The 17,416-nt window shown below is 43.9% G+C and carries 16 protein-coding genes; 8 read left to right on the top strand and 8 right to left on the bottom strand.

The annotated features are described in order from the left end of the window. Positions 1 to 8 precede the first annotated feature (8 nt). On the top strand, positions 9 to 452 hold the full coding sequence (locus tag MSG93_RS08915) for a VOC family protein (protein ID WP_005226934.1): 444 nt from the start codon (positions 9 to 11) through the stop codon (positions 450 to 452). A gap of 56 nt (positions 453 to 508) precedes the next feature. On the opposite strand, the gene MSG93_RS08910 is transcribed toward MSG93_RS08915, so the two are convergent. The 5 genes from MSG93_RS08910 to MSG93_RS08890 form a co-directional block, all read right to left on the bottom strand. Beyond that, positions 509 to 994, bottom strand: coding sequence for a DUF934 domain-containing protein (locus MSG93_RS08910; protein ID WP_005288880.1), 486 nt, complete (start codon positions 992 to 994; stop codon positions 509 to 511). Then, the gene (locus MSG93_RS08905; RefSeq protein ID WP_262769283.1) at positions 987 to 2,630 is read right to left on the bottom strand and encodes a nitrite/sulfite reductase; all 1,644 of its coding nucleotides are present in this window, start codon (positions 2,628 to 2,630) and stop codon (positions 987 to 989) included. Before MSG93_RS08905 ends, MSG93_RS08910 begins: the two co-directional genes overlap by 8 nt. A gap of 173 nt (positions 2,631 to 2,803) precedes the next feature. Further along, a complete protein-coding gene (locus MSG93_RS08900; protein WP_324621442.1) occupies positions 2,804 to 5,209 on the bottom strand; it encodes a glucose/quinate/shikimate family membrane-bound PQQ-dependent dehydrogenase in 2,406 nt (801 codons plus the stop codon). 144 nt (positions 5,210 to 5,353) lie between these two features. Beyond that, positions 5,354 to 6,577, bottom strand: coding sequence for a carbohydrate porin (locus MSG93_RS08895; RefSeq protein ID WP_324621581.1), 1,224 nt, complete (start codon positions 6,575 to 6,577; stop codon positions 5,354 to 5,356). Positions 6,578 to 6,721: 144 nt separating this feature from the next. Then, positions 6,722 to 7,840, bottom strand: a complete 1,119-nt coding sequence (locus MSG93_RS08890; protein ID WP_324621441.1) for a CaiB/BaiF CoA-transferase family protein — start codon at positions 7,838 to 7,840, stop codon at positions 6,722 to 6,724. 478 nt (positions 7,841 to 8,318) lie between these two features. Here MSG93_RS08890 and MSG93_RS08885 point away from each other — a divergent pair, with 478 nt between their 5' ends. Beyond that, entirely contained in the window at positions 8,319 to 9,332 is a 1,014-nt protein-coding gene (locus MSG93_RS08885; protein WP_005226928.1) for an AraC family transcriptional regulator, read from the top strand. A gap of 93 nt (positions 9,333 to 9,425) precedes the next feature. Then, positions 9,426 to 9,884: a GNAT family N-acetyltransferase gene (locus tag MSG93_RS08880; RefSeq protein WP_324621439.1), complete on the top strand. Its 459-nt coding sequence runs from the start codon at positions 9,426 to 9,428 to the stop codon at positions 9,882 to 9,884. A 37-nt stretch (positions 9,885 to 9,921) separates the two neighbouring features. Here the strand turns inward: MSG93_RS08880 and MSG93_RS08875 are convergent, their stop codons facing one another. After that, complete coding sequence (locus MSG93_RS08875) at positions 9,922 to 10,464, bottom strand: AAA family ATPase (protein ID WP_005226926.1); 543 nt, start codon at positions 10,462 to 10,464, stop codon at positions 9,922 to 9,924. A 173-nt stretch (positions 10,465 to 10,637) separates the two neighbouring features. Here MSG93_RS08875 and MSG93_RS08870 point away from each other — a divergent pair, with 173 nt between their 5' ends. The 5 genes from MSG93_RS08870 to MSG93_RS08850 all read left to right on the top strand — a co-directional run bounded on the left by MSG93_RS08870 (position 10,638) and on the right by MSG93_RS08850 (position 15,710). Then, a complete protein-coding gene (locus MSG93_RS08870; RefSeq protein ID WP_005288901.1) occupies positions 10,638 to 11,843 on the top strand; it encodes an acetyl-CoA C-acetyltransferase in 1,206 nt (401 codons plus the stop codon). A 10-nt stretch (positions 11,844 to 11,853) separates the two neighbouring features. Further along, positions 11,854 to 13,989 carry a 3-hydroxyacyl-CoA dehydrogenase NAD-binding domain-containing protein gene (locus tag MSG93_RS08865; RefSeq protein WP_324621435.1) on the top strand — a complete coding sequence of 712 codons (2,136 nt, stop codon included), beginning with the start codon at positions 11,854 to 11,856 and terminating at the stop codon, positions 13,987 to 13,989. A gap of 167 nt (positions 13,990 to 14,156) precedes the next feature. Then, positions 14,157 to 14,378, top strand: a complete 222-nt coding sequence (locus tag MSG93_RS08860; RefSeq protein ID WP_005226923.1) for a hypothetical protein — start codon at positions 14,157 to 14,159, stop codon at positions 14,376 to 14,378. 66 nt (positions 14,379 to 14,444) lie between these two features. Then, the gene (locus MSG93_RS08855) at positions 14,445 to 15,299 is read left to right on the top strand and encodes a patatin-like phospholipase family protein (RefSeq protein WP_005288908.1); all 855 of its coding nucleotides are present in this window, start codon (positions 14,445 to 14,447) and stop codon (positions 15,297 to 15,299) included. 180 nt (positions 15,300 to 15,479) lie between these two features. Further along, the gene (locus MSG93_RS08850) at positions 15,480 to 15,710 is read left to right on the top strand and encodes a hypothetical protein (RefSeq protein WP_032875246.1); all 231 of its coding nucleotides are present in this window, start codon (positions 15,480 to 15,482) and stop codon (positions 15,708 to 15,710) included. A gap of 26 nt (positions 15,711 to 15,736) precedes the next feature. Here MSG93_RS08850 and MSG93_RS08845 read toward each other — a convergent pair whose 3' ends face one another. Continuing rightward, the gene (locus MSG93_RS08845; protein WP_324621434.1) at positions 15,737 to 16,165 is read right to left on the bottom strand and encodes a GNAT family N-acetyltransferase; all 429 of its coding nucleotides are present in this window, start codon (positions 16,163 to 16,165) and stop codon (positions 15,737 to 15,739) included. A gap of 17 nt (positions 16,166 to 16,182) precedes the next feature. Continuing rightward, entirely contained in the window at positions 16,183 to 17,400 is a 1,218-nt protein-coding gene (locus tag MSG93_RS08840) for an SAM-dependent methyltransferase (protein ID WP_324621432.1), read from the bottom strand. Positions 17,401 to 17,416: the final 16 nt, after the last annotated feature.

Here is a 17,416-nt window from a genome sequence, read left to right as displayed (position 1 = left end):
CGTCCCCCATGCAACTGAATCATTATTTAAATTTCAAAGGACAAACCGAACAGGCGTTTAATTTTTATAAATCGGTATTTGGCGGTGAGTTTGCCATGCTCAGCCGCTATGGTGATATGCCCCCCACAGAAGGAGTCTCTCTTTCCGAAGCCGATAAGAACCTGATCCTGCATGTTTCCTTACCGATCAATGAATTTACGGTATTGATGGCCTCAGATGTTAACGACCAATTCTGTGCCCCGCATAGTGTGTTTACCCAAGGCAACAATCACTATATTTCAATTAATCTGGACCCTGATGAACTTGAGGATGCGCAAAGACTTTTCGATGCTTTATCGGTCAATGGCCAGATTGAAATGCCCTTGGAAAAAACCTTCTGGGGTGCACTCTACGGTGCTTTTACCGATCAGTTTGGAATTAAATGGATGATCAATTGTCAGCTGGATGAATAAGCTTGAGAAAATAAAAAAAAGCTGAACCAGAGTTCAGCTTTTTCATTGCAGAAGGCTTAAGCCCCGGTCTGATAACTAGCTTGTGGTACAGCAGTTGAAGCCTGATAAGGGTTGGTAAAATCCTGAAGACCCGCAGCGGCTTCATGAATGTCCTTACCTTCTTTCACCACAAAGGTGTCAAAGCCAGAACGTTTTAAATAATTTAAAACATCCTTGAAGATATCACCGACCGCACGTAACTCACCTTGGTAACCCTGACGGCGCAATAAGGCCGCAAATGAATAACCACGGCCATCATTAAAACCGGCAAACTCAATAAAGATCGCATCAAATTCATTTAACGGAAATTGATGAGTTTCAGGAGAATCATTCACGGTAATGTACAACGCTTTTTTGCCCTGTACCTGTGCCAATTGATCAAGTTGTGCCGTAGTTAATACCACATCACCTTGAGGAAGCGTACCATCTTCTGCAATGACCTGATAGGTATTGTCTGCAATCGTGCCATCTTTAGACAGCACTTGTAGCGATGTATTAAGCATAAGCACGCTCCTTGAATGGTTGAATGCCAACACGGCGATAGGTATCAATAAAACGCTCACCTTCATTACGCAAATCGAGGTAAGTATTCAGGATTTCCTCAATCACATCAGGTACCGCATCTGCAGCAAAAGACGGTCCCAAGATATCGCCTAAAGAGGCATCATGATCTGCATGACCACCTAAAGTGATTTGATAGAACTCAGCACCTTTTTTATCAACACCGAGAATACCGATATTGCCGACATGGTGATGACCACAAGCATTCATACAGCCCGAGATATTCAGGTCAAGCTCGCCAAGATTGTAAATCGTATCTAAATCTTCAAAACGACGGCTAATTGCTTCTGAAATTGGAATTGATTTGGCATTGGCCAATGAACAGAAATCCCCACCCGGGCAGCAGATGATATCGGTAATAAAGCCGATATGCGCACGCGCCATGTTGTGATGTTCAAGGGTTTGCCACAATTCAAATAAATCTTTCTGTGGTACATCCACTAATGAAATATTTTGTTCGTGTGTGGTACGGAACTCACCAAAGGTGTACTTATCCGCCAAGTCTGCGATTAAGTTCATTTCTTCAGAAGTGACATCACCAGGCGCAACCCCTGCACGTTTCAAGGAAATCGTAACAATACGATAGCCTTTCACTTTATGTGCATTGGTATTGACGTTGAACCATTGTTTGAATTTCGGATGCTCGGCAAACAATGCTGTGAAGTCTTGATCTTCCAGATCCTGATAATCAAATGGCGTAAATTCTTCATCCATTTTTTTCAAGATTTCAGGTTGAATCTTTAACGCTTCACGGGTGTGTTCAAATTCAGCTTCAACTTTTTGCGCAAATACTTCTGGTGTTAATGCTTTTACCAGAATCTTGATACGTGCTTTATATTTGTTGTCACGACGGCCATGCAAGTTATAAACACGTAAGGTCGCTTCAAGATAGGCAATCAGATCTTCGCGCGGCAAGAATTCACGAATCACGCTACCAATGATCGGGGTACGGCCCAAACCACCACCAGCCATGATCTTATAGCCCATTTCACCCGCCTCATTACGCACCAGATAAACACCAATATCATGGAATGCTGTTGCAGCACGGTCTTTCTCTTGCAAGGCAGACACTGCAATCTTGAACTTACGTGGCAAGAAGGCAAATTCAGGATGGAAAGTACTCCACTGGCGAATCAACTCACAGGTCGGACGTGGATCGGCAATCTCGCCCGCTACGACACCCGCAAACTGATCTGTGGTGGTATTACGGATACAGTTACCTGAAGTTTGTACCGCATGCATTTGCACTGTTGCCAGTTCAGCAAGAATATCAGGCACATTTTCTAATGCAGGCCAGTTCAACTGAATATTTTGACGGGTTGAAACGTGGGCATAACCACGGTCATATTCCGTCGCAATTTCAGCAATTTTTCTGAGTTGTTTGGTATTCATCAAGCCATACGGCACAGCGATACGGAGCATTGGCGCATAACGTTGCACGTATAAACCATTTTGCAAACGTAGTGGACGATATTCGTCTTCTGTTAATTTTCCTGCTAAATAGCGTTCTGTCTGATCACGAAACTGAGCAACACGTTGGTTAATCAGTTGTTGATCGAAATCCGTATATAAATACATGGCGTATGGCTAGTCATTCATTATAAAGGCGACTAGCATAGCGAGCTTTCATTCATCAACAAAATGCTTTTTTTGCATATTTAATAACGGTTTTATTGATAAGCCTATCTAATTGCCATAAAAAGAAAAAGCCCAGACGAATCCGGGCTTTTTAAGATGATTTCTAAATGAAATTAGTTCTTATCTGGCAAAGCATAAGCAACTAAATAATCACCCATTTTGGTACCAAATGAACCATGTCCACCGGCCATAATCACCACATACTGTTTACCATTGGCTTCATAAGTCATTGGTGTTGCCTGTCCACCTGCTGGTAAACGAGCTTCCCATAACTTGTCACCATTTGAAACATTGAAGGCACGGATGTAGTTATCTTGGGTTGCACCCACAAACATCACGTTACCGGCAGTCGAGATTGAACCACCTAGACCCGGCACACCAATTTTCACTGCTGGCAACTGGAATAGATTTGGCAAGCTGTCACGGATAGTACCGATACGTTTTTTCCAGACAACATCATGGGTTTTCAAATCCACACCCGCCACATAGCCCCAGCCCGGTTGTTTACACGGTAAACCGAATGGTGACAAGAACGGACTGATTTCAACCCCATATGGCGTACCATACATCGGTTGCATGCCTTGTTCCGTACCCGCTCCTTTCGCGGTTTGAGGACGGTTTGGATCCGCAGGAACCAAACGGCTGACAAATGGCAAGCCAATCGGATTCATGACGGCGACCTGACGGTCTGCATTCACAGACATACCGCCCCACTCGAATACACCGAGATTACCCGGGAATACTAAAGTGCCATTTTCTGAAGGTGGCGTATAGATACCGTCATAATTGAGACGTTTAAATTTCACACGACACATTAACTGATCAAACATGGTGGCACCCCACATGTCTTTATCGGTTAACTTGTCTTTCGGTGCTAAGTTAAGGTCAGAGAAAGGTTGGGTTTTTGAATAGAACTCACCTTTGGTCTGTGGTCCCCACTTCACGGTTTGTGGTACCGGTTTTTCAGTGATCGGTACGATTGGATGACCATTACGGCGATCTAAAACAAAGGCATTGCCTGTTTTGGTCAAGACATAAATCGCTGGCACAGTTTGCCCCGATTTATCCTGAATATCGGCCAATGAAGGTTGTGATGGAACATCCATATCCCACAAGTCATGATGTGTGGTCTGGAAATGCCATACCAGTTTACCTGTGGTGGCATTGATCGCCAGCATTGAGTTGGCATAACGCTCTTTCAGTTCGGTACGGTCACCGCCCCAGATATCTGGCGTACCTACACCTGTCGGTACATAAACAATATCCAGTTTAGGATCGTAAGCCAACGGTGCCCACGCATTTGGTGAGTTATGCACAAAAGTCGTGTCTTGACCAGGCATTGCATTTGGATCAGCAGCACCCGTATCAAATACCCATAATAGCTTACCGGTATTGACGTCATAACCACGAATCACACCAGAAGGTTCTTTGCTCGAATAGTTATCCGTTACTGAACCTGCAATCACTACAGTGGTACCAGACACTACACCTGGCGATGTCGGATTATAACCACCTGGATATGCATATGGCATGAACTCTTGCAAGTTCACTTCGCCATTTTGACCGAAGTCAGAACATGCCTTACCAGTATCTGCATTTACTGCGACTAAACGACCATCGTTAACCGGAACAAAGACTTTACGTGGACACTCGGTAGAGGCCGACTTCTTCGCTTGTAAACTGGTCGCAAATTCAGTGGTATTGGCAGCATCGTAGTACATCACACCACGACAGGTTAAATGCTGGAAGGTTTTATCGGTTTTGAGTTTAGGATCAAAACGCCATTTTTCCTTACCTGTTGCTGGGTCAATCGAGATTAAATGTTGATGTGGCGTACAGATAAACATGTTATTGCCAATCTTGATTGGCGTGACCTGATTGGTGGTTTCACCTGAGTCATTTTCAGTTCTGAAATCACCGGTACGTAAGGTCCACGCTACCTTCAGGTCTTTGACGTTTTTATCATTGATCTGGGTCAATGGAGAATAGCGCTCGCCCCCCTGACTACGACCATATGCAGGCCAGTCTTCTGGTGCAATCCCGTCAACCGCTTTCGCTTGCGCAGGTTGTGGTGTCTGGATGACGCCATTGATTTCCTGAGGATCATTGAAGATCGAGTACACCATCACCACAATCGCAATTGCTAAGGTTGATGATAATGCCACCTTGCTTGATGCCAGATTATCAATACCACGTGTCACTGCAGGAATGAGTAACCAGAGACCGAGAATACCCAGAATATCAAGACGTGGTGCCAGTGCCCAGAAGTCTGTACCCACTTCCCAGATACCCCAGATCACACTTCCTAGCATGAGGGCAGCATAAACCCATAACGGGCCTGAAGCGCGTTTATAAAGTTGTACTGCCACAATCAGCAACAGCACACCTGCAACTACATAATAAAAAGACCCGCCGATTGCAGCAAGCCAGATACCGCCGATGAGCAAGAACAACGCAATGAGGGCGATAATGATCACCGTCAAGGTTCTAAGCCCAGATTTTGAAGCAGATTGATTCATAAGATCACCTTGCATCTTTTGTATTTGTAGATCCATCCAGCGCAGACATGATCGACTGGATGGTCGAGTTCAAATCACAACAAGTATTTTGCAGATACAGTCCGTTTTATGAACGCCATCTGCAAAATTGCTCGAGTACCGAAATTAGAAAATGGTTTGGAACTTGATGCCGCCCACCCAGGTTTTATCGCCATCTTTCAACGCGCCCACATGGTGTACATATTGAATATTTGGACGGATGGTGAGCCAGTTGGTGGCATGAATGCCGTAATACAACTCGGTGTTGTACTCTTCATCCAGCAAACTGTTATTTTCATCATTGGCATGGATACGTGCGACGCCCAAAGCCAGTTCGTCTTGCGGACGCTGGTCCATTAAACCTTTATAGATCAGACCGACATTTTGCATGTCTTTAACTGCATTGGTTTTGGAATCATGTACCGTGACATTGACGAAACCAGTTAAACCACGATCCGACTGACCATCATGACGGGTTAACTGTTGTTTTACGGTGAACCAGCCACCTTGTTTGTGTCCAGTTTTGGCAGGATTTTCAATTTCTGCGGCATCAGCCGTACTGTAGTAGTAGCCAAAACGGTATTCCCCAGGTAAAGACAATGCACCGAATTTAGGGGTCCACACCACTTCAGCCGGGATAATCGCACCACGTGAACCATCCGTACTTAAATTGAAACCTTTACCACGCTGCAAGTTTTCAGGGTTGTATTCGTACGCCCCGATTTGTGCATACAGGTCAGGCTGCAAGTTGTATTTGACACGTAATGCCCACTGGCTAACTGGCCAGTTGTACCACTGATCGCCGACCCAGTTACCGACCTGCGAACCACATAAAGCCAGGTTCTGGAAGTCACAGGCAAAGCTGTTGAAATCTTCACCTTCACCAAAACGACCGACTTTAATATCCAAGGCCTGATCTAAAAATTTCTTTTTGATCCAGAGATCCGTCAGACGCCAAGTTTGACCACGCCCCCAGACCTCCTGTACAGAACTCTGGTGGCCTTGTAAACCCTCTGCAGTTTGTGACAAAGACTGACCATCACGGTAAGTGACTGTGATCTGTGCCTCAGTATCTTGCCAACCTAAAATTTTATTCAGGTCGAAGTTGGTACCCAAAGCCAGTTGTCCAGTGAATTCACTGCCATGGCTTGAGTGCTGTTTAGAATCTAAAACCCCTGCAAATTCACCCGTGTAATCAGCAGAAAATTTGTAACCCTGTTCTTGCAACGCCGTGCGTTGACCGTTCCAATCACCAAACAGCCATTGACCATTTGGGTCAAAGGCAGCAGAAGCGGCTTGAGTTTGATGTGCAAAAAGACTCAATGATAGAACGGATAAACAAGAAACAATCAAAGACTTCGAGATTGTCATGTTTACGTAACCTTTTATGTTATTGTGTATAAAAGGTTACTCTTATTTTTAAATTACAACTTATTCAAAATGTTAACAATCTGTACAATATTTTAACAATCAGTGATTAGTCGCACATATTTTCTACCACTTGCCCTCACCCAGCCCCTGCCCGATAAAGGCATACTTCATTTGAGAACGGGAAAACTTGATAGGACAGGCCAACTGTGGCTCAGTTTGTGAACTATTTCCAGATAAAGGCACATCCACCACCCAGCCTCGTTGTTGGGCCATTGGCGAGGCCAATGCTTCATCCAGACTGAGTACCGGTTCCACACAAATATCCAGACTCTGGAACAGATGTTGCCATTCTGAGAAATTCTGGGTTTTAAACTTGTCCCGTAGCGCTTGTTTTACAGCTTGACGGTCTTCAGGATCAAAAGATGCACCTTTGGCTAACAGTACGGGTAAGTCTAAAGCAGCTGCCAAGCCCGCCATAAACTGAGGCTCTAAACTTCCAACCGAGAAATAACGCCCCTCTTTGGTTTCATAATAGTCGTAAAAACTCGCACCATTGAGCATGCCAGCTTCAGGCGCCTGTGCAGTCTGCCCGGCCAGACTGGCGGATGCAGCCATACTATTCAGACTCGCGACACAATCGGTCATGGAAATATCGATATACTGCCCCAACCCACTGCGTTGACGCTCAACTACGGCGGCAAGAATACCAATCACGGCATGCAAAGAACCGCCTGCGACATCGGCAATCTGAATTCCTAAAGGCGGTGGCCCACTATCCTGACGACCACTATGTCCAGAAACGCCAGCCAGGGCTAAATAGTTAATGTCATGCCCGGCCCGGTCTTTATAGGCCCCTGTCTGACCATAGCCGGTAATTGAGCAATAGATCAATCTTGGATTAATCTCAGCCAGGGTCTCATAGTCCAGACCTAAACGACGCATCACATCGGGACGGAACTGCTCCAGCACAATATCGAACTCTGAAATTTTAGTTTTGATCAGTTCAATATTGGTGGCATCTTTTAGGTCGAGTGCGATTGACTGCTTGTTTCGATTGAGATAACTATGTGCAGTGGCCTGACCATTCGCATAGGGTGGCATAATCCTTACCAGATCGGGACGTGTTGGAGATTCAATATGGATAACTTCTGCACCCATGTCGGCAAGGTACATACTGGCAAATGGTCCTGGTAATAAAGTAGAAAAATCGAGGACTTTCAATCCCTTTAGAGCAGATGGCATGATAATTTTTACTCAATTTGTTCAAATTTTCTTTTATACTAGGTGTGGATAAACACAAAAACAATGTCATGTTCAGCCATTTACCTTGATAGTTTCGGCAATTTAACATGTATACAAGGCGCAATTATTTTTCTTGTCAATTGCCATAGGGCTTGTTAATTGATCATATATATGTTGCGTTGTTAGCAAAAATTTTATCAGACGAGACATGAAACGACAGGAATGATAATTCATTTCCGAGTTTCATAACGATGGATGAGGAAATTTTTGCCACAACCCTACGGGACAAAGGCATTTTTTGATGCTACTGCGTTATGTCATGCTCATTTAGAAGTACTAAACTTCACAAGCCATGCCTTGTACCATCTAAAAAATGTCTATTGTCGCAGCTATATCTGATCAACTAACAAGCCCTTTTTATTTTAGACGGTTATTTAGGTCAATTATCGTGAATAGTAAAGAAACTGAAGGATTCAATATGAGCCGTGATACGATCAGCATCCACTTCGTGAATGCGGCTTTAACAGGTGTTAAACGCCTAGGCATGGACGTTGAAACGTTACTTTCACATGTCGGTATAGAAGCAGAATTACTGCGCCAGCCGAAAGCTCGAATCTCTCCAGAGCAGTACACCCGTTTTATCAAGATGTTATGGATGGTTACTCAAGACGAACATGTTGGTTTTGATGTACAACCCCGCCGTCTAGGTACTTTTGCCATCATGTGTCAATTGATTATTCATTCCAAGACACTCGGACAGGCACTGGAACTTTCATCTCAATTTTACAAGTTGTTTGGCGATGAGTGGGCGGTCAGCCTGGAACGTGACAAGCACGAAGCCCGTTTGGTTCCGCACATTCCTAAAGCGTTAGATCCGGATCACTTCATTACTGAAAGCATGCTGATGATCTGGCATGGTCTTGCGTCATGGTTAATCGAACGTCGTCTCCCTTTAGAACGTGTTCATTTTGGTTATGAACGTCCTAACCATGCCGATGAATATGATGCATTGTTCTTCGCTCCGGTCATGCAGTTTGATGCGCCACGTACCGAAATTACTTTTGCTGCGGATTATCTTGATCTCCCGATCCGTCAGGATGAAAAGACTTTAGAAGAATTCCTGAAAGCTGCACCTGCACAACTGTTAGTAAAATTCAAAAACACCAACTCACTTACTTCTCGTATTCGTGATGTATTAAAGAGCCAGATTGGCGAAGAAATGCCAACGCTCAATGATGTTGCTGCCATGTTGTACTTGTCGCCGCAAACGTTGCGTCGCCGTTTGGCTGCCGAAGGTAAGAGCTACCAAGGGGTTAAAGATGCCTTGCGTCGTGATGCAGCGATTCATTTATTGTTGACGCCAAATCTGACACTGGAAGATGTAGCGCAACAAGTGGGCTTTAGTGAAACCAGTACCTTCCACCGTGCCTTTAAGAAATGGACAGGTGTCACCCCTGGTTTATATCGTCAATTGCACGGCCATCACAACTAATTTTTCATTCGAGTGTTCAACTAGAGATTGTTGAACGCTCGTTTAAAACTATGGTAAAAAATAAGCTTAATTTTACGATAAGCTTGAACAAGAATGATCATAAAAAAAGCTGACTTCTCTCACCCACAAGTCCAAAATCTCATTCATATCCATTTGCATGGCCTGCATCAAAACACCCCACTTGAACATAGTTTTGCATTAGACCTGAGTAGCCTGCAAAAAGATTCAATTAGTTTTTATACTTTATGGAATGATGATCAATTACTGGGCTGTGGCGCAATCCAAGAGCTGACAACCAATCATGCAGAAATCAAGTCTATGCGGACGCATCCCGATCATTTGCGTCAAGGTGTCGCAGCACAACTACTTGAATTTTTATTAAAACTCGCTCGGCAACGTCACTATCAAAGAGTGAGCTTAGAAACAGGAAAAGACGTTCACTTTGATGCCGCAATCGAACTTTATAAGAAGTTTGGTTTTGTTGAAGGTGCGGCTTTCGCAGAATATAACGAATCACCCTATAACCAATTCTTTCATTTAGATTTATCCTGATGCCTGAACAAGCACAGGGCTGTTGTTTTGATATGCATCAATTTGCCTTAATTTGCTTTAAAAATATTGTGGCCTGTTTTGGCGAAGTCAGATGAATAAACTGGATATGCTGATACTGAGGATCGTTGATCATGGCTAAATACTTTTTACGATTTTGAGCATGATGGGTAATCATCCATAAAATAATAGAGTCCTTAGATAAAAAACTGGTTTTGAAACTCTCTCGATTATTGGAATTTTCCCATAATCTTTTTTGTGTTAGCGCTCGACTAATTGCTCGTTTAACTGAGCGGTACAGATTTAACGAAAATGAATAATCCAGCCAAATAATCGTATCAATATATTTAAGCTTTAAATCCAGTGTTCGAGAATAATTACCATCAAGTACCCATCCTCGAGGTGCCTGATCAATTTGACTTTGTAATTTAGCAAAAAACTCATGATCTGGCGTTTCCTGCCAGTTATCCAGCCAAAACAGATCATCCATCTCAATATGCGACAAACCTAGCTTTTGCGCGAGCTGACGGGCAAAAGTCGTTTTCCCAGCAGCAGATGTTCCCACAATATTGATAAATTTCATTTGAAATCTTGAGCTGTTGCCTGAATTTCCATCATAAAGAAAAAATGATTTTTATTGCAAGCTGAGAAATTGGCGAAAAACATCAAACTTGCCAACGTTTATCATCATTGCACTGACCTTTAAATTAAGTACACTCGATAAACAACAATTTTAAGGTGATACAAGGAAAACCTATGAGCGAGGCCTACATTATTGATGCCATTCGCACGCCACGCGGAAAAGGAAAAAAAGATGGCTCACTGCATGAAGTCAAACCGATTACATTACTCACATCCTTACTGAATGAATTACAACAACGCCATCAGCTCGATACCTCAAAAGTCGATGATATCGTTTTAGGCTGCGTCACTCCGATTGCCGACCAAGGCGGTGATATTGCTAAAACTGCAGCCATTGCAGCGGGCTGGAATGATGATGTTGCTGGTGTACAAATTAACCGTTTCTGTGCATCTGGTTTAGAAGCTGTCAACTTGGCCGCACAAAAAGTCCGTTCTGGTTGGGAAGATGTAGTCGTTGCAGGTGGTGTGGAATCGATGTCTCGTATTCCAATGGGTTCTGATGGCGGTCCTTGGGCACTTGATCCTGAAACCAACTTAAAGTCGTCTTTTGTACCACAAGGTGTTGGGGCAGATTTAATTGCCACTTTAGATGGTTATAGTCGTGAAGATGTCGATGCTTTTGCAGTCGGTTCACAACAAAAAGCAGCTGCAGCTCAAGCCAATGGCTATTTCGATAAATCCGTGGTGCCTGTCAAAGATCATTCAGGTGTACTGATCTTGGAAAAAGATGAATTTATTAAAGGCAATACCACCGTTGAAGGTTTGGCAAAACTGAATGCCAGCTTTGAAATGATGGGACAAATGGGCTTTGACGCCGTTGCCTTACAGAAGTACCCAGAAGCACAGAAAATTAACCATGTTCATCATGCAGGTAACTCCTCAGGCATCGTCGACGGGGCTGCAGTAGTGTTATTGGCTTCTGAAAAAGCAGTGAAAGAACAAGGCTTAAAACCACGTGCCAAAGTACTGGCAACGGCATTAGTCGGTACCGATCCAACCATTATGCTGACAGGTCCTGCGCCTGCTGCGCGTAAAGCCTTGGCTAAAGCTGGCTTAACGATTGATGATATTGACCTGTTTGAAGTAAATGAAGCTTTTGCTGCCGTAGTGATGCGTTTTATCAATGAGCTCAAGGTTCCAGCCGAGAAAGTCAATGTGAATGGCGGTGCAATTGCGATGGGTCATCCACTCGGTGCAACGGGTGCCATGATTTTAGGCACCTTGCTGGATGAATTAGAACGTCAAGGTAAAAAACGTGGTTTGGCCACATTGTGTGTCGGTGGTGGAATGGGGATCGCCACCATTATTGAGTTGGTGTAAGGAGCACAACATGAGCGCTATTAAATACGAAAAAAACGCTGACAATATTGTAATTCTTACCCTTGATTCATCGGGTCAATCTGCCAACACCATGAATGCAGAATTCCGAGAGTCACTCCAAGAAGTCAGTCAAAAGCTCAAAACAGAAACTGATCTGAAAGGCATTATTTTCCGTTCTGCCAAGAAAACCTTTTTTGCTGGTGGAGACCTGGATGAACTGATTCAGGTTCAGCCTGAACATGCCACTGAATTCTTCAAAATGATTGAAGAACTCAAGGGTGACTTACGTGCGATTGAAACTTTAGGCGTACCTGTTGTTGCGGCCTTAAATGGTACGGCGCTCGGTGGCGGTTGGGAAATTGCTCTAGGCTGTCATTACCGTATTGCCATCAATGATCCAAAAACCAAATTTGGTTTGCCTGAAGTCACTTTAGGTTTGCTGCCAGGCGGTGGTGGTATCGTGCGTATGGTACGTTTACTTGGCCTGCAAAATGCATTTCCGTTCCTAATGGAAGGCAAGCAATTTGGTGTCGATAAAGCAAAATCACTCGGTTTAGTGCATGACACCGCCGAGAATGAGCAAGAGCTGTTAGATAAGGCGATTGCCTGGGTCAAAGCCAATCCAAAGTCACAGCAACCTTTTGATGTTAAAGGCTACAAGATTCCGGGTGGCGATCCGAAAACCCCTGCTGTAGCACAAGTACTTGCCATTGCGCCTGCGATGCTACGTGATAAAACCAAAGGGTGCTACCCTGCGCCTGAAGCGATCATGGCGGCAGCAGTAGAAGGTGCGCAGGTTGATGTTGATACTGCCTTACGTATTGAGTCGCGTTACTTTACGCAACTTACAGTCGGCCAGATTTCTAAAAATATGATCGGCACCTTCTGGCATGGCCTCAATGCCATCAAGTCAGGTGCAAGTCGCCCTGCAGAGGTTGCAAAATGGCAAGCCAAGAAAGTTGGTGTCTTGGGTGCAGGTATGATGGGTGCAGGCATTGCCTACTCGACGGCAATCAAAGGCATCCCTGTGATCCTGAAAGATGTCTCGGTTGAAAATGCAGAGAAAGGCAAAGCCTATTCTCAAAAACTACTCGATAAACGTGTTTCTCAAGGTCGTATGAGCGCAGAAAAACGTGATCAGGTTTTAGCGCTGATTACTGCAACCGCTGATGCAGCAGATCTGCAAGGCTGTGATCTGATCATCGAAGCGGTGTTTGAGAATCAGGAATTAAAAGCTAAAGTGACTCAGGAAGCTGAACAATATTTGGCTGAAGGTGGCATCTTTGCATCAAATACCTCGACCCTGCCAATCACAGGTTTGGCGACAGCAAGTAAAGATGCTCAGAATTTCATTGGCCTACACTTCTTTAGTCCAGTAGATAAGATGCAACTGGTTGAAATTATTAAAGGCAAAGAGACTTCTGCGGATACCTTGGCGAAAGCCTATGACTTTGTGCAGCAAATTGCCAAGACGCCTATCGTCGTCAATGACAGCCGCGGTTTCTTTACCAGCCGTGTGTTCGGAACCTTTATTCAGGAAGGGATGCGTTTACTTGCAGAAGGTGTACATCCAGCCAAAATTGAAATGGCAGCATTGAAAGCTGGTATGCCGGTTGGCCCACTGGCGATTCAGGATGAAGTCTCTTTAAGCTTGACTGAACATGTTGCTAGTGAAACCCGCAAAGCCTTGCAGGCTGAAGGTAAAGATTTACCGAAAACTCCTGTCGATGATGTGGTGCATACCATGATTCACGAGTTAAATCGTAAAGGTAAGGCCGCAGGTGCCGGTTTCTACGACTATCCTGAAAATGGCAAAAAGCATTTATGGGAAGGGCTCAGCCGTTGGCAGAAAGACAACAGTATTTCTGAACAGGACATGATTGACCGCTTCCTGTTTGTACAGGCGCTGGATACTTTACGTTGCTATGAAGAAGGTGTTTTAGAGTCTGTCATTGATGCCAATGTCGGTTCAATTTTTGGAATCGGTTTTGCACCGTGGACAGGTGGTGCGATTCAATTCCTGAATCAAAACGGGATTGAGCAATCCTTGCAACGTGCTCAACAACTGGCAGACCAATATGGTGAACGTTTTGCGCCACCGCAACGCTTAAAAGACCTCGCGCAGAGAAAAGAAATCATTCAATAATTTTATGCTCTCTGCGTTGCAGATCAGCCCGTATGGAACTCGTTGTCTGTACGGGCTTTTTTCTTTTTTCAATGGCACGCCAGCAAAACTTTCGAGCATTACGTCACGATTTGTGCTATAACCACCAACAGTTTTGCTTTAATTTTTTTGTCCTTTGGAACTATCTTATGTCTGAGAAACTCTGTCCAGAAACCTCACCGTGGGGTTGGAAAGCATTAATTATCACCTGTATTCTAAGCTTTATTTTTATGGTGGTTTTCTATTTAGCCATGAATAACGAGCCAGATTATATGCCGATGAACAAAAATAAAGTGGCGCCTCAGTCTGAAATGTCACAATCATCCATGATGTCTGAAACTAGCATGGAAAACCACCAGCACAATCACTAAAGTGTTATTGTGGAATATGATAAATCCGTGTAAAACATGGATTTATCATATTATTCGAGATATTCAATGCTTCAACAAAATCGTCAGGCACTGGTTGTTGAAGGTGGTGGAATGCGCGGTGCATTCACCAGCGGTGTCCTAGATGCATTTTTACAGCAACAGTTTAATCCCTTCGATCTCTGTGTTGGTGTTTCTTCTGGTTCAACCAATGTCGCTAACTATCTGGCTGCACAACAAGGCCGTACCCTACAGATCTACTTAGATCATTCGCTTCGAAAAGAATTTATTCATTATGGCCGTTTTTTCAAAGGCGGCGACCTGCTCGATTTAAAATGGATGTGGGATGTCGTGGAAAGCGAACATCCACTGAATCAGGCACATTTATTTGCCAACCATCCTGAATTCTATATGGTCCTCACCCACGCCATTACCGGCGAAGCCACCTATATTAAAGCTTCAAAAGACAATATTCTGGATGGCCTAAGAGCCTCTAGCTCCATTCCGGTACTGACACGCCAAGCCGTTGAGGTGTTTGGAGAGCCTTATTTCGATGGCGGTGTAGCAGACGCCTTGCCGGTACTTTGGGCAGCACAACAGCATGATGTTTCCAAATTGATGGTCGTACGAACCCGTCCCCAGAATTATTATAAAGCGGGCAGCAAAGGCGATCAGTTCCTTGCAAAATATCTGTTCAAGCAAAATCACGGCTTTGCACAAAGTCTATTGTCCAGAACACAACGTTATAATGATTCAGTTCAGTTTGTGCGCACCCCATCAGGACAAAAAATTCTGGAAGTCTGCCCACCTGATCTGAAAAACATGGCAGGCCGACTAACCAAGAATAAGGCCAAAATCCGCTATAGCTATGATGTAGGTTTAGATGTTGGCTTACAGGCCATCGAAGACTGGAACAAACTTTAAATCTCATACTAAGACAGGATCAGCGTGGTCATGCTGATCCTGCCCCAGCTCTCCCGAATATTTTCCTTTTAGACTGTCCCGTTAACTCAATAGAATTCACATTGCTATTTTAGACTTGGCAACAGCAGCGAAAAAGGCGCAAAATCTGCTTTTATTTTTTTACTTATTTGGGAATTGATTATGAATAAGCAGCCATCCCCACAAAAAGATTCAAATGAAACCGTATTGGGATGGAAATTTGTCATCATTGTTGGGGTACTCAGTACCATTTTTTTAAGTTTTTTCTATTTAGCGATGAGCCAAGAACCTGATTATATGCCTGGCGCGCAACGCAAGGCACAGCAACAGAAAGCACATGCTCTGGAAGCTGCTCCGGCCAGTTCCGAAGTGGCGGAGCAATCTAAGCAGTAGTCAGATCAATGAATGCCAGTTACAGCTTAGACCTTTGCTGTGATTGGCATGATCATTTCAATATGAGGAATACCACATTCATCATATGCCTCGCCTTGCACTACAAATCCAAGCTGCTCATAAAATGAAATTGCATGCACTTGTGAGGATAAATGCAGAAATTCACGCTGCTGCTGTCGTGCATAAGCCAGAATCTCTTGCATGATCATTTGACCAAGTCCTTGCCCCCGATAAGCCTTCAGTACTGCAACTCGCCCCACACTATTATTTTGTAATAATCGTGCTGTCGCAATCGGCTGATCCTGATCATAGAGGACGAAGTGTTGTGAGATCGCGTCTTGCTCATCCCACTCATCTGCTTCCGCAATGCCTTGCTCCTGAATAAAAACCAGTGTCCGGATCAATTTCGCATCGTGCTGTAATTGATCCCAAATGCCCTGTTTGACTTGATACATCGTTTTCTCTGTTTGAATTAACACTTGCAGCCAATATTCTCGACTGGCATCTGATCTTGCAATAACAGTTCCAGACTTTGCTTCTCAATTCCATACATCGCTTTTAAAGCTTGAATCTGCTGCATAATTTTAGCGTCAGGTTGTTGAATATCCTTGCGCTTGGTCGCCAGAATCATTTTATTTTTGCTGGTATGTTCCAAAGATACAAATTCAAATACCTTGGTTTCATAGCCATAGGCTTTCAGCAACAAGGCACGTAAGGTGTCTGTCAACATTTCTGCCTGCTGTCCGGCATGAATGCCAAACTGAAGCATCGGCTGTAACACCTCAGGACTTTGTAATTGTGGTCGTAGCTCTTTATGACAGCACGGCGCGCACATGATCATGGATGCATTGAGACGAATCCCGGTATGAATGGCAAAATCCGTTGCAATATCACAGGCATGTAATGCAATCATCACATCCAGTTTTTCTGGTTGATAGCTCCGAACATCACCTTCAAAAAAGTCCAGATGATTAAAACCGACCTGATCAGCCACATGCTGGCAGAACTCCACCAGATTGGAACGCAGCTCCACCCCAGTGATTAAAGGCGTCTTTTGCTGTGCTTGTAAATAATCATATAGGGCAAACGTTAAATAGCCTTTACCTGAACCAAAATCGACAATATTTAATTCCTGCTGTGCAGCATCGATCTGTTCATAGGCATTCGAAAAGATCTCAATAAATTTATTAATCTGTTTCCATTTCCGCGCCATGCTAGGTACGATTTGCCCTTTTTCATCGGTAATGCCAAGATGTTTTAAGAACAGGCTTTGCTGTTGCACATAACGCTGCTTTTCACGATTATGCTGCTGTTGTTCAAGCTTGTCCGTTGCTGCCTGTTTTTTCTGTCGGGTCAACATGGCTTTCTTTTTATTTTTCTTGAGCTGAATATCTTGATTCAAGGTAAATAAATTTGCCTGTTTAGATTGAGCCAACAGTTCTGCAATTTTTTCCAGACCTTCACTCATCGAATAGTTTTTGGTGATGTCTTGTGTCGTATGGTGATACAAACACGACAAAGTTGCCTGCCCTTGCAGTTCAATCCTACGGAAAGTGATTTTCTCTAAATGTGCCAGCTCCCCTTTGTACTGACTCAGAATTAGCCGATCAAAGCTTTTATTTTCAATAGATTGCTGGATATCCAAGAAAAACTTCTGTTCTTGTTCAAAAGAAAAATTCGGCGCAAACATAATGAAAACCTGACAA

This window comes from Acinetobacter sp. IK40, assembly GCF_035615075.1.
Taxonomy (GTDB): Bacteria; Pseudomonadota; Gammaproteobacteria; order Pseudomonadales; family Moraxellaceae; genus Acinetobacter; species Acinetobacter courvalinii.
The sequence above is the reverse complement of the archived record's forward strand: the minus strand, read 5'-3'. Positions and strand labels throughout refer to the sequence as shown.